The organism is Streptomyces violaceusniger Tu 4113 (assembly GCF_000147815.2).
Lineage (GTDB): Bacteria > Actinomycetota > Actinomycetes > Streptomycetales > Streptomycetaceae > Streptomyces > Streptomyces violaceusniger_A.
In genome coordinates this window covers 8785761-8802896 of record NC_015957.1, presented here as the reverse complement: position 1 = coordinate 8802896, position 17136 = coordinate 8785761, and the positions used below count along the sequence as shown (strand labels likewise).

General features: G+C 69.4%; 27 protein-coding genes. 1 reads left to right on the top strand and 26 read right to left on the bottom strand.

Features of this window, described 5'->3' with window-relative positions:
- Positions 1–5: 5 nt before the first annotated feature.
- The 17 genes from STRVI_RS36300 to STRVI_RS36220 all read right to left on the bottom strand — a co-directional run bounded on the left by STRVI_RS36300 (position 6) and on the right by STRVI_RS36220 (position 8766).
- Positions 6–1367: a phage terminase family protein gene (locus tag STRVI_RS36300; RefSeq protein WP_251982810.1), complete on the bottom strand. Its 1362-nt coding sequence runs from the start codon at positions 1365–1367 to the stop codon at positions 6–8.
- A gap of 106 nt (positions 1368–1473) precedes the next feature.
- Complete coding sequence (locus STRVI_RS36295) at positions 1474–1710, bottom strand: hypothetical protein (protein WP_014060549.1); 237 nt, start codon at positions 1708–1710, stop codon at positions 1474–1476.
- Positions 1711–2093: 383 nt separating this feature from the next.
- Positions 2094–2531, bottom strand: coding sequence for a hypothetical protein (locus tag STRVI_RS36290; RefSeq protein ID WP_014060548.1), 438 nt, complete (start codon positions 2529–2531; stop codon positions 2094–2096).
- A 4-nt stretch (positions 2532–2535) separates the two neighbouring features.
- The gene (locus STRVI_RS36285) at positions 2536–2808 is read right to left on the bottom strand and encodes an HNH endonuclease (protein WP_014060547.1); all 273 of its coding nucleotides are present in this window, start codon (positions 2806–2808) and stop codon (positions 2536–2538) included.
- Between the two features lie 16 nt (positions 2809–2824).
- The gene (locus STRVI_RS36280; protein ID WP_014060546.1) at positions 2825–3148 is read right to left on the bottom strand and encodes a hypothetical protein; all 324 of its coding nucleotides are present in this window, start codon (positions 3146–3148) and stop codon (positions 2825–2827) included.
- Between the two features lie 212 nt (positions 3149–3360).
- Positions 3361–3543 (bottom strand): hypothetical protein, encoded by a 183-nt coding sequence (locus STRVI_RS36275; RefSeq protein WP_043237080.1) that lies wholly within the window; start codon positions 3541–3543, stop codon positions 3361–3363.
- A gap of 1188 nt (positions 3544–4731) precedes the next feature.
- On the bottom strand, positions 4732–4923 hold the full coding sequence (locus STRVI_RS36270; protein ID WP_014060544.1) for a hypothetical protein: 192 nt from the start codon (positions 4921–4923) through the stop codon (positions 4732–4734).
- Positions 4924–5001: 78 nt separating this feature from the next.
- Positions 5002–5289, bottom strand: coding sequence for a hypothetical protein (locus STRVI_RS36265; RefSeq protein ID WP_014060543.1), 288 nt, complete (start codon positions 5287–5289; stop codon positions 5002–5004).
- A 413-nt stretch (positions 5290–5702) separates the two neighbouring features.
- Complete coding sequence (locus STRVI_RS36260; RefSeq protein WP_014060542.1) at positions 5703–6077, bottom strand: hypothetical protein; 375 nt, start codon at positions 6075–6077, stop codon at positions 5703–5705.
- Entirely contained in the window at positions 6074–6502 is a 429-nt protein-coding gene (locus STRVI_RS46755) for a hypothetical protein (protein ID WP_014060541.1), read from the bottom strand. The genes STRVI_RS36260 and STRVI_RS46755 overlap by 4 nt, the downstream gene beginning before the upstream one ends.
- Positions 6499–6744 carry a hypothetical protein gene (locus STRVI_RS36250; RefSeq protein WP_014060540.1) on the bottom strand — a complete coding sequence of 82 codons (246 nt, stop codon included), beginning with the start codon at positions 6742–6744 and terminating at the stop codon, positions 6499–6501. The genes STRVI_RS46755 and STRVI_RS36250 overlap by 4 nt, the downstream gene beginning before the upstream one ends.
- Positions 6741–7070, bottom strand: a complete 330-nt coding sequence (locus tag STRVI_RS36245) for a hypothetical protein (protein ID WP_014060539.1) — start codon at positions 7068–7070, stop codon at positions 6741–6743. The genes STRVI_RS36250 and STRVI_RS36245 overlap by 4 nt, the downstream gene beginning before the upstream one ends.
- A 185-nt stretch (positions 7071–7255) precedes the next feature.
- A complete protein-coding gene (locus STRVI_RS36240) occupies positions 7256–7570 on the bottom strand; it encodes an HNH endonuclease (RefSeq protein WP_014060538.1) in 315 nt (104 codons plus the stop codon).
- Positions 7567–7770: a hypothetical protein gene (locus STRVI_RS36235; protein ID WP_014060537.1), complete on the bottom strand. Its 204-nt coding sequence runs from the start codon at positions 7768–7770 to the stop codon at positions 7567–7569. Before STRVI_RS36235 ends, STRVI_RS36240 begins: the two co-directional genes overlap by 4 nt.
- Positions 7767–7970, bottom strand: a complete 204-nt coding sequence (locus STRVI_RS36230) for a hypothetical protein (RefSeq protein WP_014060536.1) — start codon at positions 7968–7970, stop codon at positions 7767–7769. Before STRVI_RS36230 ends, STRVI_RS36235 begins: the two co-directional genes overlap by 4 nt.
- Positions 7967–8281 carry a hypothetical protein gene (locus STRVI_RS36225; RefSeq protein ID WP_014060535.1) on the bottom strand — a complete coding sequence of 105 codons (315 nt, stop codon included), beginning with the start codon at positions 8279–8281 and terminating at the stop codon, positions 7967–7969. The genes STRVI_RS36230 and STRVI_RS36225 overlap by 4 nt, the downstream gene beginning before the upstream one ends.
- Entirely contained in the window at positions 8278–8766 is a 489-nt protein-coding gene (locus tag STRVI_RS36220) for a DUF6907 domain-containing protein (protein WP_014060534.1), read from the bottom strand. The genes STRVI_RS36225 and STRVI_RS36220 overlap by 4 nt, the downstream gene beginning before the upstream one ends.
- Before the next feature lie 575 nt (positions 8767–9341).
- On the opposite strand from STRVI_RS36220, the gene STRVI_RS36215 reads away from it, so the two are divergent.
- A complete protein-coding gene (locus tag STRVI_RS36215) occupies positions 9342–10844 on the top strand; it encodes a peptide deformylase (protein ID WP_014060533.1) in 1503 nt (500 codons plus the stop codon).
- A 55-nt stretch (positions 10845–10899) separates the two neighbouring features.
- Here STRVI_RS36215 and STRVI_RS36210 read toward each other — a convergent pair whose 3' ends face one another.
- The 9 genes from STRVI_RS36210 to STRVI_RS36175 all read right to left on the bottom strand — a co-directional run bounded on the left by STRVI_RS36210 (position 10900) and on the right by STRVI_RS36175 (position 17074).
- A complete protein-coding gene (locus STRVI_RS36210; protein WP_043237074.1) occupies positions 10900–11694 on the bottom strand; it encodes a phosphotransferase family protein in 795 nt (264 codons plus the stop codon).
- Positions 11695–11894: 200 nt separating this feature from the next.
- Complete coding sequence (locus STRVI_RS36205; protein WP_106685779.1) at positions 11895–12323, bottom strand: hypothetical protein; 429 nt, start codon at positions 12321–12323, stop codon at positions 11895–11897.
- A 190-nt stretch (positions 12324–12513) separates the two neighbouring features.
- Entirely contained in the window at positions 12514–12690 is a 177-nt protein-coding gene (locus tag STRVI_RS53115; protein ID WP_014060530.1) for a hypothetical protein, read from the bottom strand.
- A gap of 54 nt (positions 12691–12744) precedes the next feature.
- Entirely contained in the window at positions 12745–13257 is a 513-nt protein-coding gene (locus tag STRVI_RS36200) for a single-stranded DNA-binding protein (protein WP_014060529.1), read from the bottom strand.
- A 43-nt stretch (positions 13258–13300) separates the two neighbouring features.
- The gene (locus tag STRVI_RS36195) at positions 13301–13492 is read right to left on the bottom strand and encodes a hypothetical protein (RefSeq protein ID WP_014060528.1); all 192 of its coding nucleotides are present in this window, start codon (positions 13490–13492) and stop codon (positions 13301–13303) included.
- A 106-nt stretch (positions 13493–13598) separates the two neighbouring features.
- Positions 13599–14051 (bottom strand): hypothetical protein, encoded by a 453-nt coding sequence (locus tag STRVI_RS36190; RefSeq protein ID WP_014060527.1) that lies wholly within the window; start codon positions 14049–14051, stop codon positions 13599–13601.
- Complete coding sequence (locus STRVI_RS36185) at positions 14048–14239, bottom strand: hypothetical protein (RefSeq protein ID WP_014060526.1); 192 nt, start codon at positions 14237–14239, stop codon at positions 14048–14050. Before STRVI_RS36185 ends, STRVI_RS36190 begins: the two co-directional genes overlap by 4 nt.
- Positions 14226–14648: a hypothetical protein gene (locus tag STRVI_RS36180; protein WP_014060525.1), complete on the bottom strand. Its 423-nt coding sequence runs from the start codon at positions 14646–14648 to the stop codon at positions 14226–14228. Before STRVI_RS36180 ends, STRVI_RS36185 begins: the two co-directional genes overlap by 14 nt.
- A gap of 80 nt (positions 14649–14728) precedes the next feature.
- On the bottom strand, positions 14729–17074 hold the full coding sequence (locus STRVI_RS36175) for a DUF3987 domain-containing protein (RefSeq protein ID WP_014060524.1): 2346 nt from the start codon (positions 17072–17074) through the stop codon (positions 14729–14731).
- Positions 17075–17136 lie beyond the last annotated feature (62 nt).

The following is a 17136-nucleotide window of genomic DNA, read 5'->3' as shown; positions in this document are numbered from 1 at the left end:
ACTCCTCACCACACTGCGTTCAGGATGTCGCCGGGCTCTTCGTCGTCCAGCTCGGCCTCAAGGCCCCACTTGGCCAGCGTCACGGCCACCAGCGGGCTGATATCCACGGACACGCCCCGCCGGGCCCACGCCCAAGCGTCGCCCAGGGGACGCTGCTGCGCGCCCGCCAGAGCAGCCGCCAGGGGCGCGTTGTCGATGTGCACGATGGACTGCTCGGCCACCGCGTCGTAGAACTGACCGCACGCCTGCGCGATCTGCCGCGTCTTGGGAGAGATCACGTTCAGTCCCCGTTTACGCAACTCCGGTATCAGGGAGCCAGCCGGACCGCCCTCGTCCACCACCCAGCAGCGGGGGTTGTGGCGTTCCTGCAGCTCGCAGGCCCGCTCAAACACCCACCCGGTACCCGGCTGATGGTCGACCACTTCCACATGCGTTACGACCCCAGAGACTCCGGCTACGCCGATCGCGCTGTGAGACCGCTCGGGGGTCATGTCGATGGCGAACGCCAGGGGATCCGACGGCGCGCTCTCAGCCGCCGCCAGCGCCCGCCAGGCGTCCTCCCCGATGACCTGCCAGGTATCGGCCACGTCGGACGGGTACACCCCGACACCGAGCCGCTCACGGGCGAACAGCGTGTCGCCCAGCGTCAGCCGCTCGTTCGCGCACTTCTCCAACGTCAGCCGGTACCCGACCGCCGGGTTGGCCTTCAGCACCGACTCGGGCGCCGCCACGTCGTCATGCTCCGTACAGCCCTGCCCGCACTCGTCCCGGTGCTCGTCGATCGACCACTCGAAGTAGGCCAGCGTCGGATCCGGGTCGCCCGACTCCAGCGCGGCCAAGGCCCGGCGGCGTAGCCTGCCGAGCTGCACCGACTGATGCCCGATCCCGGCCGACCCGAGATACCAGGTCTGCGGGTTGTCGACAGCGGCCAGCGTCGGCGCCAGCGCGGCCATCGCGTCGTCGCCAAGGATCATGTCCTCGTCGAGCACGATGCAGTCCGCAGTGAAGCCCCGCCCCGAGCCGCCCGAGCGGGCAATGAAACGCAGCAGCTGCCCGGTGTGCAGCTCGATGCCTTCTTCCCCGACGGTTTGCCAGTACCGTTTGACGCGTTTGTGCAGGTCAGGAGTTGATCGGATCAGGCGCTCGATCCGCTTGAACGCGTTCTTCGCCGTCTTGAACTCATGGGCGCTGTGCAGGATCAACTGCTCGCCGCCGACGTACAGCCCCCATAGCTCCCTGGCTTCGATGATCCCGCCCTTGCCGCACTGCCGCGGGACGTTGACGCACACCTCGGGCGAGGACCAGTTGCCGTCCGCCTTCTCGCCCATGCCCTCATCGAGGACGAACCGCTGCCACGGATCGAGCATCAGCCCGGCCCGTGCCGCCAGGTCGACGGCTTCCTGACCGGCGCTGGTCAGGGCACGCCCGGGCACGGTCAGGAGACGCGGCCGCTGGTGCCCGTAGACCGGACCGTCACTCACCTGAGGCTTGCTCCCGGGCTTCGGCTCGGCGCTTCTCTCGCTGACGAGTGATGTCATTGACCGAGTCCTCCCCCTCATCGACGGGTGCGAGTTTCCGCAGGTCAGCTAGGATCCCGCGCAGCTCGCGGGCCACCACGGCGGCGCTGGTCGGCTTGTCGGCCTCGTCCAGTTGACGGGCCAGCTTCAGCGCGACCTCGGAGAGGCCAGGGGCTTCGGTCTCCACGCGCATCTGCTGCAGCTCAGCTCGGGTAGCGTCCTCTACGAGGCCCACCCCGCCACCCCCTCGTAGCCAGACGTAGCCGGACACTTCGTCACATGCAGTGACCAACCGGGGCGTTACGCATCGTAATGGTGCGAAGGTTGCAGAGCGTGACGTTCCCTAATGACTCGGAACTAGGTTCACGGTCAAGATCGCCTTTCAGATCGGCCGCGCAAAAAATCGGGCGACAAGGGCGTTTGGGTCGCCCGGGAAGCCCTCTAAAGAAGGGCTCCGCTCGGCCGGATGATCTCCGTTCGGCTCGCCGCCTCATGGTCATTCGAGCTGCTGTGGTCGCGCTCGGTGATGCCGGCCGCCGAGGTCACGATCCGTGAGCTGACGCTGTGTGCGGTGGGTTACCAGTCCCTCGACCGCTGGGGCATCACGCCTTGTGACGTCTTCGGGCGTTGCCTGTACCAGCGGGTGGCGACCGCCTTCATGGTGGGCTGGCGCATGGCCTCGATGCGTCGCATCACCACGTCCCGGCCGGGGTCGACCGTCACCACCTTGGCCTTGAGCCGCTTGTACTTGGCCAGGTTCTTGGGGCTGGGCATGGTGTGGATCAGGTAGACGTCGACCTGGTCGAGGTGCTGGCATGCCTCGTCGATCGCCGCGTAGCGGGCGCGTAGTGCGACCTTGGCGAGTACGACGCCGTGGTTGTGGTCGGGTGCGCCTGGCCCGGCGAGGGCGAGGGCGAGCAGGTCCATGTCGATGACGATGTCCGTCGGCTTGGCGCGTGCTCGGATCCACGAGCTCTTGCCTGCGCCGGGCGGCCCGGTGACGACGTACAGCACGCGCTCACCACCTGCGGGACGCTCGGGCCTGCGGGACGGTGAGCCGGTTGCCGCGGGCGCTGTTGCACCGTCGGTGTGCTGACCGGGCGTTGGCGGGGTCGAGGAGGCTGCCGCCCTTGGACAGCGGCACGGCGTGGTCGAGGGTGAACGACCAGGCGTGCCGGGCGTTGAGCTCGGGGTCGATCCAGTGGCCGCAGATCCAGCAGGGCATGCCCTGGGCTTTCACTGCGGCCACGAGACGCCGGTACGGGCGGCCGTTGCGGGGGTTCCCTGCCACGGTCACCCCCTTGCAGTCAGGAGCCGCCGAGGCTGTCCAGGTTCTTCTGGTTCCGCTGGTGGAGTCCGTCCATGTAGGCGTCGAGCCAGTCACTGTCGGCGATGCTCTTGCACTCGGCGGGCCGGTCGCCGGTCTCTTCGGGGTCGTTGTCGTCCTGGATGGCCTTGGCGATGGCGTCCACGCATGCTGCGCGGGCCTCGGTGGGGTCGAGGGTGGGCGTGGGCTTGGCCGGCTGGCTGGTTGGCGCCTTGGCCGGTTTGTCGTCGCTGGTGTTGCTGGAGCAGCCGACGGCGGCCGCGGCGAGCATGAGCGCGGCGGCGGTGATGGCGATGGTGCGCATGGTCCCCCCTGGGCTGGTTTGCGCTGGAGGGGAATGGTGCGCCTGGGATGTCGGCGTCGTCTACTGGTTGGCCGTTTCGTGACATGACGAAGGCCCCGACCTCGGGTCAGGGCCTTGGGTGCCCCCGCGTGTGCGGGGCGGGCTGGGGGCTCGTCAACGGCTTGTGGGCACGCTGAGTACGCCTTGAGTGTTACACCCGTCAACTAACCGGGTCAAGCGGCCTTGGCGGTTAGCTGGGGGGCGAGTTCTTCGAGGTCGACGAGGGCGCGGCCGTCGGGGTCGTAGCCGTGGTGGGTGAGCTTGCCGCGGCGTAGCCATTGGCGGATGGTGCCGGGCTTCACCTGGGCCTGTATGGCGGCGGCGTAGACGTCGATCAGGCGTGGCTCGTGGTGCATGTGAACCAGTGTGCCCCGAACGCACGAAAGGCCCGGTTGGTCGGCGGCCCGCTGGCGGGTCACGGGCGGGGTCACACCCGCCGTGACCCCTGTGACCATCCTGGTCAGACCCGTGACCCGGTACCCCGGGGTACTGTCCGTTTCACCCCGGACAGTACCCCGGACGTGATCCGGCTTTGCCCCTGTATGTCACCCGGACAGTGCCCGGACATGGCCCGGGTCGTGTCCACCCTCTGTCCGGGTAGGCGTCCGGGGTGCAAAACGGCATGAACCTACTGCTCTCGCCCCTGCTCGATGATCAAGCCTGCTGCTCGGTTGCAGGTCGCAGCGGTGCGTCTTCCTGCTCGGTGCCTGCTCGGCCACTGCTCGGCAAGATCGGCGAGCACCCCGCGAGCACCCCTCCGAGCACCCTCCGACCTGCAGCGGAGCAGGGCCGAGCACCCCGCGAGCACCCCATTCCGTGACCGTAATGCCCTGATCATCCCCCTGCTCAAGCCTGCTCAAGGCGACGTTTCCGCAGGCCAGCCCTGCTCAACCCCCTGCTCAAGCCCTGCTCAGAGCTGAGGTTGAGCAGGCGCTGAGCAGCGCCTTGAGCAGGCGCGACCTGCGACGGAGCAGCTTTGAGCAGGGCTGAGCAGGGGCCTGAGCACCCGGAATGCCCCGTCTTGTCACCCGTCTACAGCCCGGCTAACGGCCGACTATGACCCGTCTAGATCATGGTGGGCCGCTCGCTCGTAGACGGGCCCAAGACGGGTCCCAGGCGGGCCATAGCCGGGGTCTAGACGGGTGGCAGAACCCCGGCGGCTGCCCGGTTTGCACCCGGCAGAACCCCGGCGAGCACCCGGCGGCGAACTGTTCCAGATGGAACAGTTGCCGGGGTCGCGCCGGGTAGTTGCCGGGGTCGCGCCGGGCCTGTACCGGGTCCCTGCCGGGCTGCCTGGCGGCGTTCATTCACTCGTTCACTCGCCCCGTGACAGGTGAACGTTCGGCGTGCTACGCGCGCACGTGCGCGCACGGGACAGTCCTTGTTTCTAACAGAAACGAGGTGACGCGCACGAGGCGGGCGCCGTCGACAGGTGGTCAGCCTGACCATCTGTCCGCGCGCCAGCACGCCGAAGGGCCGCCGGCCGGTACCGTCCCCGGTGGAGTCGGGGGCGGGCCCGAACGGCGGCCCTTGGGTGGTCAAGGTCAGCCTCGGCGGCGGGACTTCTTGCCGCCGGCGGTGGATCCCTTGATGTGCGGGGGCACCAGGCCCTGCTGCGCCAGCTGGGCGCCGAGCCGGTACTGCTCGGCCGTCTCCGGGTCGTCGGTGCCGCTGGCGGCCCTCTCGCAGACGTCGGCGACATCCTCGGTCGAGGTGCGCTTGAACGGGTTCTTCACGGTGCTCTCCATCCCGGGTCGGACTGTCCGGCCCCACCGCTCCCCCACGGGCTCCCCGTGGGGGACGGAAGGGCCGGGTCAGATCACGGTGTTGTGCCCGACTCCGCGGGCGATGCGGTACAGCTCCTTGTTGACCGCGCGGAGAGCACTCAGGATGCGGGCCGTGTCCTCCTTGCCGACGCTGTCGGCGGCGGCCCGCAGGTGCCGCAGCGCGGCGTCCAGATGCCCGGCGGTGGGGGTGGTGTCGACCACGGCGAGCTGATAGCCGGCGCAGATCTCGACCCGGGCGAGCTGGAAGGCGGCGGTCGGCCAGTTGGTGGACTGCTCGGCGGTGACGGCAGGGGCGGGGGTCTGGGTGTCGGTCATGGGTGTCCCTTCGATGGGTGGTGTCGGGTGGGTGGTGCGTGCCTCGGGCCGCGGTCGATGCGGCGCCCTCACGGCGTGGTCGCCGAGGCTGGTTGAGCCGTCGTTCCCGGGACGGCTGCGGCCCTTTCCCCCCAAGGGCCGTGAGGGTGTCGGAGCCCTTTACCGTCAACGGTTCCGGGCCCTCCCACGGGCCCCCGGAACGAGGGGATAGATCGGTAGCACGCTGCCGCGATGCGGGCCTCGCGGACCCCTCTCGCAGACGGGGGGGCATTAGGGATTCGCGCTGCAACAACGACCCTCCCAACGGCCCTCTCGCGGGGCGGTGATGCACCCCGCTCCGGGGTGTGCCGGGCCCCATGGAAGGAGGGTCCGGACCACCCCGCGAAGCAGAGGGGTCGTTGGGATGCGACCTGCTACGACACAGCCCGCGACAGCCGGGCCACCTGCTGCTGCAGAACGTCCACGCGGGCCTGCAGCATGGTCATCTCGCCAGCCATCGCCGACACGATCCGATCGGCTTCCTTCGACATCGCCGGGGCCGGCTGCTCGACCGGAGCGAAGTTCCGCGCGAACCGCGACCGCGTCGTCTCGTCCGCCTTCTCGTAGGCGGTGTCGAGCAGCCGCTGCATCTCCGACCGCGGCTTGATGTGCGGGCCCACGTTCCAGGCGGCAACCGTGCGAACGGCCACCCCCAGGTACTCCGCGAAGCCCTCGTTCGTCATGCGGAACGCGGCCTGCAAGAGGCTGGCCGTGCGCCCCGTCCACTGATCGATGACCACGCCACTCACGACGCGCCTCCCGTTACCTCAGCCAGCCGGGACAGGCTCTCCATGCGGACCCGCAGCAGCGTCATCTCCCGCTGCGCCGCGGCGAGCTGGTCGAGCTGGGTCTGCAGCTGCTCCATGCGGGTCTGCAGAACGGCCAGCTCCACGACCACGTTGGGCACCGAGGCGGGGGGCGGCGGGGGCTCGACCGGGGGCGGGAAGTTCAACGCGAACCGGGCGCGCGCCTTCTCGGGAGCCCGCTCGTAAGCGGTCTCGAGGATCTCCTGCGTCTCCTTCTTCAGCACCAAGTCGGGCTGTACGTTCCACCGGGAGACCGTGCGGACGGAGACGCCGAGGTGCTCGGCGAACCGGTCGTTCGTCATGCGCAGGGCGGCCTGCAGCATGGACGCCGTGCGGCTCGTCCACTCGTCGATCAGAATGCCGCTCATGCCGTCACCGCCCGCATCCCAGCCTTGGGGCGGACGAGGACAGCGGAGGGCATCGAGTGGTTCGCCGCCGCGCCGGGGCCCTGGCAGGGCTCGTGCGCCTCGTCCTTGAACGAGGGCGTTCCGCACGTCACGCAGAACGAGCACGAGTCGCCCCAGAACGGGTCGTCGCCCCATTCGTGCGTGGACCAAGGGCTACCCGGGGCGTACCGCTCCGGGTTCGGGACCTTCTCCTGCCAGCTCATGCCGTCACCGCCGGGGCCAGCTCGGGGTAGGCGCGGTCGATGGCCCGGAACGCCGACTCGACGTAGGCCCGCAGGGACGGATCACACTCGGTGTCCCGCCACACCAGATGCGAGTACTGATCCAGCATCAGCATCCCGCGGCCCGCGAGGGTCACCCCGACGTAGTCGCGGATGAACTCCACCGGCAAGCCGTCCAGGGGGCCCCAGCTGCCGTCGTCGGTGTCGGCGAGGGCATAGGCGAGCATGTCGCGGTTGACCGGCACCGGCACGTTGATATGGACCATGCCCGGCTCGCTCAGAGCGGGCTTTTCGAGGATGATGCTCATGGTTCCTCTCCTCAGCAGAGGTGGTTCCGGCCCGCCCCGGGGGTGCCTCCCTGGGGCGGGGCTAGAGGTTGTCGGCTGGCGGTACCGTCCCCGCTAGGCCCCGGGGGCGGGCCCGCCAGTCGGCGGTGGGGTCTGAAAGCCCCCCTCACCGCCCGGAGTGCAAGGTCGGGCGGATCGGGTAACCGTCAGGCCGCGGGGGCGTACAGGGCTTGGTCGGCGGTCAGCAGCAGCCACGCCAGCGTCAGCGGCAGCGCATCGGCCTTGGCGTTGTTGCACGGGGCGCAGGCGAGCACGAGGTTCCGTGGCTTGCTCATCGGCCACAGGCTGTACGGGACGTAGTGGTCGAGCGTCGCCCCGACCAGATCCTCGGGGAACGGGGTCCGGCAGTAGTGGCAGCGGGCCCCGTCCCGCTCGGCGACGTAGACGCGGACCATCGCCCGTGCCTTGCTGTGCAGCCAGTCCTTCTTGCCGGTCACCGGATGCCGCCGCGCCCCGCTCACCGGGCACCGCCCATCGTCCGGCCCACGGACCGCTGGATGGCTGCCTGGAAGAGGCGGACGCCGTAGCGGTCGTGCATGGCCCGGGCGGTCTTCAGGCCCTCGAACAGGGTGGGCAGCGGGGGCAAGGGGCGGGCGTACTTGCCGCCCGCCATGGCCGCCCCCTCGGTCGGGCGCCGCACCGTCGTAGCCGTGCCGCTCACCGCTCGACCTCCGGCCGGCCGAGGTGGGTGATGACCGTCAGGGCCGTGGAGATGCCGCGCTCCAGCTCCCCGATGCGGCGGTAGGTGTGCCGCACGTAGGTGCCGTTCTCCTCGGCCTTCAGCACGTCGGCGAGGATCTGCACGACCAGGTCGACCGCATCCGCATCCAGCGCCACCGGGGTCTTGTCGGGGGTACTCATCCCTGGCCCCCGTTCTTCGACTCGACCATGCCGGTCAGTGCCTGCTCGAACGCGTCCAGCCGCCTGAGGCTGCCCATGGCCGCGTGGATCTCCATGCGGGCCGCACGGGCGAGGTTGAGGAACTCCTCGTCGTGCTGGACCTTCAGGCGGGCCGACTTCGGCTGCGCCTCGACCAGGCCGAGCAGCGACCTCACGACGACCTCAAGCCTGCCCACCATCTGAGCAACAGCCCGGTCATCCCCCATGTCGAGCAGCTCGGCGTCCTCCAACGCCGCCTTGGCCGACTCCACGGCCCTCCCATGCGGATTCACCGGGCACCCTCGGCGGCCTCGATGGCGATCAGCTGCTGCACGAGGCTCTTCAGCTTCTCGCCGTGCGCCATGTACTGGTCGAGGAACGCCAGCGCCTGCGTGCCGTCCAGCTCCGCGCTCTCGCCATCACCCATGCCATCCAGCGCGAACACCGTGCGGCACTCCCCGGAGTGGTCAACGGTCATGAGCCGGGCATCCAGGACCTTCTCGACCTCACCCGAGTACGTCGGAACGGCCAGGACCACGGGCATGGTGCCGTGGTCGATGTCGCCGATGAACGCGATGTCCTCGGCCATGTGGTCGGCCTGGCAGTAGTCGGGGCACTCGATGTAGATCGTCTGGCCCTGGACGAGCGCCGGGCTCAGGGTCGGAGCGTCGCTCCGGTCGGCCGCTTCGCGGGCCGGCTGCTGGGGGATGCCCGGCAGTGCGGCACGCACCTTCGCGGCAGTGACCTGGCTGAGGTGGTTGGGTACGGTAGAGCTCACGGTTGGACTCCTTGTGACAGAAGGGTCTGACCTAGGCCCTCGTTTGGTGTTGGTAGCACCAGCGGGGGCCGCCTTGTAGCAACGAAGCTAGACCTGCTTGTTGCTACAGCGCAAGTCATGCGGCAAAGAATCTTGTAGCAACGAGAGTGGCTGACCGAACATTGCTGGTTGTGGCCACAAGTCAGTATCCTCAGGGCATGACGCCCGAGACCACTGACGACAACAAGTACGACACGCCACGCAGATTCCGAGCCCCTGACGACGAGTGGTTCCCGTTCGGTGATGCCGCTCGCGCCGCCCATCCCGAGGCGGGGCGTAGCCCACGTGCGCAAGTCCTCCGCGAGTTCATGCGCTGGTACATGCGACGACCGGGCGCCAAGATGCCCGACCGGCCAGCTGCTGGCCCTTGGTCGACTCCGACCCCGGATCGCGAGCCGTCGTGATGCACGCACGGCGCCCTCCGTTCCTGATCGCTGGAACTGATCCATTCGAGGAAAGCGCCGTGCAGGGGTGTGCCGACATGATGAGAGCCGCTCACTCACAGCTCATTCGTATTCACAGGCGGGAGTCGCACGATGCCCACCGATCAGCACCCGGCCGAAGGCTTCATCGCGGAGCTGAAGCGCTGGCGCGACGTCCGAGGGGTGTCACAGTCCGCCCTGGCCAAGCCGGTCGGATACACGCCCTCCTACGTGTCCAAGGTGGAGAGCGGCCAGCAGCGGCCCTCTGCAGCCTTCGCTGACGCGGCGGACACGGCGCTCCGAGCCGGGGGCGCCATCCGCCGGGCCTTCGCCGACCTCGAGACCCATCACCGCCGAGACCCGGTGACGCACCACCAGCCCGCCGACGGCTCGGCAGGCGAGCCCCACGCGGCCAACCTCACCGTCGAGCACGAAGACACCTCGCTGTACTACGACGGGCACACCTACCGGGCCACCCAGCGCCGGCGCCTCTACAACGACAGCCCGGACCCGGTGACCCGCTACCTCGTCCGCGTGTCCGTCGACCGCTACCCGGGCAACCCGGAACGATCGAACCAGCACTACCGCGAGAACCCGCTCACCTGGGAAGAGATCAACCTGAGTGCCAGCGTCAGCGGTGAGCCGATCGGCTGGCGCGTCCAGCACGACCGCGACGCGTTCAAGGAACTCTGGCTGTTGTTCGAGAACGAGCACGGCCGCTACCCGCTCTATCCGGGCGAGTCTGTCTGGCTGGAGTACAGCTATACCGTCGGCGACGACAAGTGGGGCAGTTGGTTTCAGCGCGCGGTACGGCTGCCGACACAGCGGCTCTCGGTGCGCCTCGACTTCCCGGCCGCCCTTGACCCCGTGGTGTGGGGCACCGAGACCACGATGACCGCCGCGGCCCTCCCGTTCCGAACAGCCATACGGCAGACGGAGGAGGACGGGCGGCGCGTCTTCGCGTGGAGTACCGAGGATCCGCCCCTGCACGCCCGCTATCGGCTCGAATGGAAGTTCCGCAACGACCCAAGGACCAAGGAGACCAAGCAGGCCATGACCGCCACAGCCAGCGAGAGGATGCGCGACATCGGCATGGTCCAGGAAGGTGACCCCATCCTGACCAAGACCGCCCGCCCATTCGCCCTGCCCGACGAAGCCGAGGACGCACGCCGCGTCGTCGCCGAGCTCATCTCGGCAGCCGAACGCGCCGCCACCGTGCACGTCTTCGGCAAGGGCATGGGGGTAGCCGCCCCTCAGATCGGCATCGACCGGGCCGCCGCGATCGTCCGCACCCCCGAAGGCGAGACGCTGACGCTGCTCAACCCCCGGATTGTCGAGGAATCCCCCGAGGCTGACGAGCAGTACGAGGGGTGCCTGTCGTTCTTCGACGTGCGCGGCAAGGTGCCCCGCCCGCTGGCGATCAGCGTCGAGCATCAGGACATCGACGGCCAGCAGCGCATCACCATCTTCGAGCGGGGCATGGCGCGGCTCGTCGCCCACGAGGTCGACCACCTGCACGGCCTGCTGTACCGGGCCCGCATGCGAGAAGGCGTCGACCCGATCCCGGTTTCGGAGTACCGCGGCACCGGCAGCAGCTGGCAGTACAACGGAGGCTGACCCCAGGCACGAAGTAGGCCCCACCCGTGAGGGTGGGGCCTACCGTGTTGTGCCGTCAGTGTGCGACCGCTGACGCGGCTTCGGCGGCGAGGGCCTGGTGGCGGGCATTGGACGATGCTGCATCCGCGGGGCCGATGCGAGCTTCCCACGCCCGGCAGCAGACATCAGCCCACACAGTGACGGCTGCGGGGTCGGCGTCCCGCCAGGCCGGGATGCGGGAGGCCCAGGCGTGCGCGTCCCGCGCCGTGTGCTCCTCCTCCATCAGCCGGATCGCAGCCTCGGCGACGTCCGCCCAGGCGGGCCCTCGGCAGGCAGCCGCCCAATCGACGAGCCACGCCCGGCCGGCGGAGAGGAGCACGTTGTGCGGGTTGATGTCCCCGTGCACCAGCGTGCGGCCGTCGAGCAGGGCGGCCTCGCTGGGTGTGGCGTGCTCGGCCCAGCGGCTGGTCCATGGGGGCACGTTGCCGGGGGCCGTTCGGGTGGTGCTGGCCTGGAGTAGCCCGGCGAGCACGGCGCAGTCCGCCGAGCCCGGGGCGAGGTGGGCATGCCGTGCGGCCGGAACAGCGTCGAAGGCGAGCACATCCCACGCCCCGCGACGGGCACGCTGACGGAGCCGGGGGCCAATGCCTGCGGTGAAGGGCGCGGCCACCTCCTCCCGGTCGTGGAAGGCGGCAGCCTCGGCAGCGGGCGCCGCTTTGACGAAGACGTCCCCGGCGGCTGTGGTCAGGATGCTGGCGTGGGTGCAGTTGTAGCCGTGCGGCACGTCGAGCGCCGCCGTGACGGGCCCGGTGTGGGCAGTGACGGCGGCGCGAACATCGACGGGCAGCTCGGCCCAGAGCGTGCGAGTCACTGAGTGGCGCCGCACTTCCGGCAGCGGAGCTTGCCACTCCATCCAACCCACTGGTGATCGCATTCGGACAGAATCACGGTGCGCCTCCTCGTCGTGGTGCCCGTAGGGTCCCGCCGTTGGGCGGCCAACTGCAAGGGCGCACGGACGCACAAAGAGGCCCCACCCGGCGGACCGGGTGGGGCCTCTTCCTGCGACATCCGTCAGGATGCCCGTTGCTCTGCCTGGTCCGCACGCACGATCGCGTACCAGGTGTGGAGGGGATGCGTGGGGCGACACCAAGGGCAGCTGACCTGGGTGACGCCGTGCGGGGCGCGGAGGACGGCGCCGCAGCGGGTGCCGTCGCTCTGCAGGGTCGGGCACTGGCCGATCCGGCGGGTCTTCTCGGGCGGGCTGACGATCGACAGCGCCGACCGTTCGAGATCGCGGAGTTCTTCGGCGAAGGCGCCGGCCAGTGGCCAGCTGGACGCGATCCACAGGACGTTGTCGGTCAGCCGGGCTGCCGCCTCTGCCACCCGCTCGTGGATGGCGCCGCGGGGCTCGGGCTCGGTCCAGCCGAGATCGGCATGCAGGACGCTGCGCCAGTCCTCCAGGACGCCGACGATGCCGCCGGGGCCCCGAAGGGTCAGCACGGGCTCAGAGACTGGCAGAGGTGCCTCTACGGCCCGCACGCGGCGCCCCTGCCCTCTGCCCGCAGAGGGCTGCAGGAACGCGGCGAGCGCCCCGTACAGGCTCGGCATGCGGCCGAGGCGCTCGGCTGTCCCCCGCGTACAGCCGGGGCACAGTCGGCCGTCTCGGTACGGTCTCTCGCACAGCAGGCACTCACTCATGCTGGTCACCGCCAGGGGTACGCACCAGTGCGTACCTCGTCTCGGCTGCCCGGAGGGCCTTCCGGTCGCGGCGGTCGTCGAGCATGCCGCCGAGGATCTGCGCCGCCAGCATCACGTACAGGCCGAGCGTGAAGCCCAACGCCAGCCACCGGATCTCGTTCTCGGTCATGACGGGTCCTTCCTGCCGGTGAGGTGGTCAGGCTGACCACCTCACGGTGCTTGATCAGAACGGGGGCTCGGAGTCGCCATTGCTGGCGGGCGCGGGCTGCTGCTGGGTGGTTGACCACCCGCCGCCCTGGGCCTGGCCGTTGGGCGCGGCGGGCTTGGCGCCGGCCCACGGGTCGGCCTGGCCCTGCTGCTGGCTACCGTTGCCGGTGGCCTTGGTGACCTTCGCCGTGGCGTTGCGCAGGGACGGGCCGACCTCGTCGACGTCGAGCTCGTACACGGTGCGCTTCACGCCCTCGCGGTCCTCGTAGGACCGCTGCTTCAGGCGTCCCTGCACGATGACGCGCATGCCGCGGGCGAGGGACTCGGCCACATGCTCGGCCGCCTGCCGCCACACCGAGCACGTGAGGAAGAGGCTCTCGCCGTCCTCCCAAGCATTCGTCGTCTTGTTGAAGGTGCGGGGTGTCGACGCCACGCGGAACTTCGCGACCGCCGCACCGGACGGGGTGAAACGCAACTCGGGATCGTCGACCAGGTTGCCGATCAGGGTGATGACGGTCTCGCCAGACATCAGGCGGTCTCCTTCAATTCGGTTTGGGGGGACAGGGGTTTGATCAGGCGGTGCGGGCTAGGACTTCAGCCATGTGGCGGGCGTTGTCGACGTCGGCCTGCGTGGGGGGCACGTACATGACCAGGCCGGTGTCGAGTTCGGTGATGGCGTGGCCGGTGCGGACGTGGGCGAGGCACAGGGCGATGTAGCCGACAGGGCCCGTGGCCTCGGCTTCGGTGAGGTCGTTGGTGGCCATGGCGGGCTCCTTCGGGTTTGTTAGGTCCCGCGGGGACCTCGCAACTGCGGGATGCTGGGTGGGTGGCCGGGCCCGATGTCCGCGGGCCCGGCCGTTGTTGTGCGGGTCAGCCGCTGCGCCGTGCAGCCAGCTCGCGCTGCCGGGCGTCGGAGGTGCGGGAAAGGATGGCGGCCAGCTCGTACACGGCGGCGAGGTCGCGGTCGTTGATGGAGGTGGCGATGAGGACGTCTCGCACCGCCCAGTAGGCGTGAATGGCGCTGAAGCCTCCGGGACTGCGGGTGCATCCGCGGTAGGTGCCGCGGTCGAGCTGGCCAAGGCTGCACCGCAGGTTCTCCAGCCGCGCGACCTTGGCGCCGAGGTCGCGGTCGGATCCCCCGTCGGAGTTGAGCAGGTTGTCCTGGGCCCATCCCTCGCGGCGGATCCTGTCGCGGAGTTCGTTGATGGAGGCGGTGAGGATCGTTCGCATGGTGGGGTAGGCGGCGTTCCACAGGTTGGCGATGTCGGCCGCGGTGATGTCGTCGAGCTGGCCGGTGTCTCGGACGGTGGCAACGGTGGTCACTGGTTCTCCTCGGTGGGTTGGGAAGCTTCCCGCTGCCGGGAGGCTTCGAGGTTGCGGAGCTTGGCGGCGTGCCGTTGGGCGAGGCCGCGTTGGCGGGCGGCGGCGAGGGTGGCCCGCCGCTGCCTGGCCGCCTCGATGCGGCGACGGGCGGCGGCTATCCGCTCGGCCACCACGTCATTCACGTTCACCGGACTCGACCTCCTCGTCGGGGTGGAAGAGGCGGGTGAAGTTGCCGGCCGTAGTGGGGTCAGTGATCAAGCCGTCCCTGTCGACGGTCGCCGGCTCGCATTCGCCGTCGTCTCGGACGAGCCACGCGGCGATGGGCCAGGAGTGCAGGGAGCCCTCGAAGGTGAACTCGGATCGCCAGCCGTCTCCGGGGAGGGCGGCGACGACAGGTCCCTTGGCAGGCGCCACATGGTGGAAGTTGGACCAGTCGTAGGCGGGTCGGAGTCGACCACTTTCGTCGGCGACGAGTGCAGCGCCGTCGCCGTCCCAGGCGATGACGGGCTTGGTGGAGTAGTGGACCTGGGGTTTGCCGTCGGGGCCGTCGGTCTGGTGCTTGTAGTGGGCCTTGTGGGGCTGCGTCGCGGGGATCATGCGGCTCTCCTTCAATATGCGTCCAGTGCGAATCGCGTCCCAGAACTCCCAGAACTGCGGAAGCATCTCGGACAGTGGGCTCACGGGTGGGTTGTGGGATTTGTGGGATGCACTGGCGGGCTTGCGACCCAGGGGTGCACGTCGAAGCGCGAGGACGGCTTGCGGCCAGGCTTGCCCGAGTCGGGCATGGGGCGGTAGGCGATCCATCCGTGCTGCTCCATGTCCTTCAGCACGCCGTTCATGGTGTCCATGTCTTCCGCCCACTCGCGGCCCTTGAGGGCCTGCCAGGCGTCACGCGCGGAGAAGTCGGCGCCCGGGTCCGGGCGGCTGCGAAGCCAGGAGAGGAGGTCGCGGAGCGGCCTGAGGGCGCCTTCCCGGTCCTTGCCCATGAGGTCGAACACGGCTCGGGCGTGCGAGATGAAGTAGGGGGCCATGGAGATAGCGGCCTGGACGCGGTCGAGGCTGATCTCCTGCGCCTGCGGGTCCTCGAACAGCGTGATGCAGGCGGCGATGCGGATGAGCTGCCCGCGGAGCTTGCCCGCCCAGTCGGCAATGTCGTGCAGATCACCGCCAGGCTTCCGGCGCTGAGCGAAGGCGTCATAGAAGCGGCCGAACTCGGCGCGGGCCTCGGGCGACAGCCGCATCATCACGACGTCCTTGGTGTTCCACACCTTGCCGACGAGGGCGCGGATGCGCTGGGCGTACTCGTCCGCCACGGCGAACGGCACCTCGGGAGTGTCGAAGGTGTCGTACTCGGTGGGCGCCGGCTTGGCGTACAGGAAGCGGCCAAGGAACCCGGACTGCCGGAACTCGGGGTTCTTCTTCTCCAGCCCGGCGACCATGCCCGGCTGAATGATCATCCCGAGGGACAGGAACGTGGAGGGCATGCGCCGATCGGGGCGGCCGATGCGCTCGATGCTGTACGGGCCGCCCGTGTACGCCTCCAGCAGGAGGTCAGTGTTGGCCTTGCCGTTGTTGCCGTACAGACCGGCCGCGATCTTGAACAGTCCCCCCTCGGAAGCGAGGGAACCGAGGCGCCCGCCTTGCTCCGCCATACGCAGCGCGAGGGCCTCAAGCGTGATGTCCCGGACCAGGATCAGGGGAAGAGCCGGGTTCTCGCCCAGCTCCAGCAGCTTCTCCCGGGCCGCCTCGGCGTCGGCCTTGGCCTCCTCGCGATCGGCCGACTTGCCGCCACCACCACCCGCGATCTTCTCGGCGGCCTCCATCGCCCGCTCGGTGATGCGGATCTCCTGCCGCGTCTCCTCCACCTCTGGCCGAGCGGCCTCGATCAGCTCGGTCTCAATGTCGCGCAGCGGATCGCATGCGGCGTTGAGCGCGGGCGTCTTCTTCTCGGACGAGTCGGCGAGCGCGGTGAGGTAGAGGGCGGTCGACTCGCTCCATCCGTGCTTCACCTGGATTTTGCGGCGCCCGCCCGTCGCGGTGGAGATCGTCGCCAGGCAGGCGAACGCCACCATGTCGGGAGGGACCTGGAGGCTCTCGGCGGTCGCGTTGACGAACGGGGCGAGCGGGCCGAGGGCGTCCAGGGGGAACGGCGGCAGGGCCCGCCTGTCGAGGGAGACGGGTTCCTCCCAAGCGGGCGTCCCGGAATGCGTCCCAGAACTCCCAGAACCATCCTCCGAGTCCGCATCTTGGGACGCGCTCTGAGTTCCGGGATTTGTGGGATGCCATTCGGGGGTGCGCAGTGCGTCATAGTCCAGCCCTGCGGCGAGGTGGTCGGACACGTCCTTGCCCTTGGCGGCCTCGAGGATCTGCACCGGGATGCCTGCTGCCATGACGGACCGGTAGACGGTCTCGGCGTGCTTGCGGCCGGGCTCGTCGCGGTCGGCGATGACGATGACGTTGGACGCGCCGCGGAGGCTCGCCGTGTAGTTGTCGCTCCACTTCCCCGCGCCGCCCACATTGCAGGTGGCGACCACGTGGAGATGGGCAAGGGTGTCGACATCCTTCTCGCCTTCCACGACGAGGACGGTTCCGCCAGCCGCCGCTTCGGCGAGGACTTGGGGGAGCCGGTAGAGGACGCGCCGGATGCCCTTGGTGCCCGGGGTCCCGTCCGGCCGGAACTGCCGGAACGTCTTCCGGTCGCCGTCGTATCCGGGCTCCAGCCGTCGCACGACGAAGAGGACTTCGCCCTGCTCGTCGGTGTACGGATACTCGGCCACGACCTGCGGGCGCTGGCGATTCTCCAGGGGCTCATCGAAGAGGTCCGCCATGGTGAGACCCAGTGCGCTGACCACGTCTTCGGTGGCGCATCCTGCATGGCACTTGAGCGCCACACCCTTCTCGCCCTCACGCAGGGACAGTGAGGGGCTCCGGTCTTCGTGGGCGATGCATTGCCAGGAGGTACCGCGTCCCTTGCTGCCGTGTTCCTCCAGCGCCGAAGCAACGCGCAGGTAGGCATTTCTCATGCGGCGCTCCTTCCGGCGACACAAGCGAGCTGACGGTGGCGGACCACGCGAATCGATTGGGG

What these genes read in the sequence shown, in the direction of transcription:
- STRVI_RS36245 (WP_014060539.1), bottom strand. Translation starts at nt 7,070, where the DNA reads ATGAGCATCATCCTCGAAAAGCCCGCTCTGAGCGAGCCGGGCATGGTC.
- STRVI_RS36230 (WP_014060536.1), bottom strand. Translation starts at nt 7,970, where the DNA reads ATGAGTACCCCCGACAAGACCCCGGTGGCGCTGGATGCGGATGCGGTC.
- STRVI_RS36175 (WP_014060524.1), bottom strand. Translation starts at nt 17,074, where the DNA reads ATGAGAAATGCCTACCTGCGCGTTGCTTCGGCGCTGGAGGAACACGGC.
- STRVI_RS36215 (WP_014060533.1), top strand. Translation starts at nt 9,342, where the DNA reads ATGCCCACCGATCAGCACCCGGCCGAAGGCTTCATCGCGGAGCTGAAG.
- STRVI_RS53115 (WP_014060530.1), bottom strand. Translation starts at nt 12,690, where the DNA reads ATGACCGAGAACGAGATCCGGTGGCTGGCGTTGGGCTTCACGCTCGGC.
- STRVI_RS36275 (WP_043237080.1), bottom strand. Translation starts at nt 3,543, where the DNA reads ATGCACCACGAGCCACGCCTGATCGACGTCTACGCCGCCGCCATACAG.
- STRVI_RS36200 (WP_014060529.1), bottom strand. Translation starts at nt 13,257, where the DNA reads ATGTCTGGCGAGACCGTCATCACCCTGATCGGCAACCTGGTCGACGAT.
- STRVI_RS36195 (WP_014060528.1), bottom strand. Translation starts at nt 13,492, where the DNA reads ATGGCCACCAACGACCTCACCGAAGCCGAGGCCACGGGCCCTGTCGGC.
- STRVI_RS36265 (WP_014060543.1), bottom strand. Translation starts at nt 5,289, where the DNA reads ATGACCGACACCCAGACCCCCGCCCCTGCCGTCACCGCCGAGCAGTCC.
- STRVI_RS36250 (WP_014060540.1), bottom strand. Translation starts at nt 6,744, where the DNA reads ATGAGCTGGCAGGAGAAGGTCCCGAACCCGGAGCGGTACGCCCCGGGT.
- STRVI_RS36295 (WP_014060549.1), bottom strand. Translation starts at nt 1,710, where the DNA reads ATGCGCGTGGAGACCGAAGCCCCTGGCCTCTCCGAGGTCGCGCTGAAG.
- STRVI_RS36300 (WP_251982810.1), bottom strand. Translation starts at nt 1,367, where the DNA reads ATGCTCGATCCGTGGCAGCGGTTCGTCCTCGATGAGGGCATGGGCGAG.
- STRVI_RS46755 (WP_014060541.1), bottom strand. Translation starts at nt 6,502, where the DNA reads ATGAGCGGCATTCTGATCGACGAGTGGACGAGCCGCACGGCGTCCATG.
- STRVI_RS36180 (WP_014060525.1), bottom strand. Translation starts at nt 14,648, where the DNA reads ATGATCCCCGCGACGCAGCCCCACAAGGCCCACTACAAGCACCAGACC.
- STRVI_RS36280 (WP_014060546.1), bottom strand. Translation starts at nt 3,148, where the DNA reads ATGCGCACCATCGCCATCACCGCCGCCGCGCTCATGCTCGCCGCGGCC.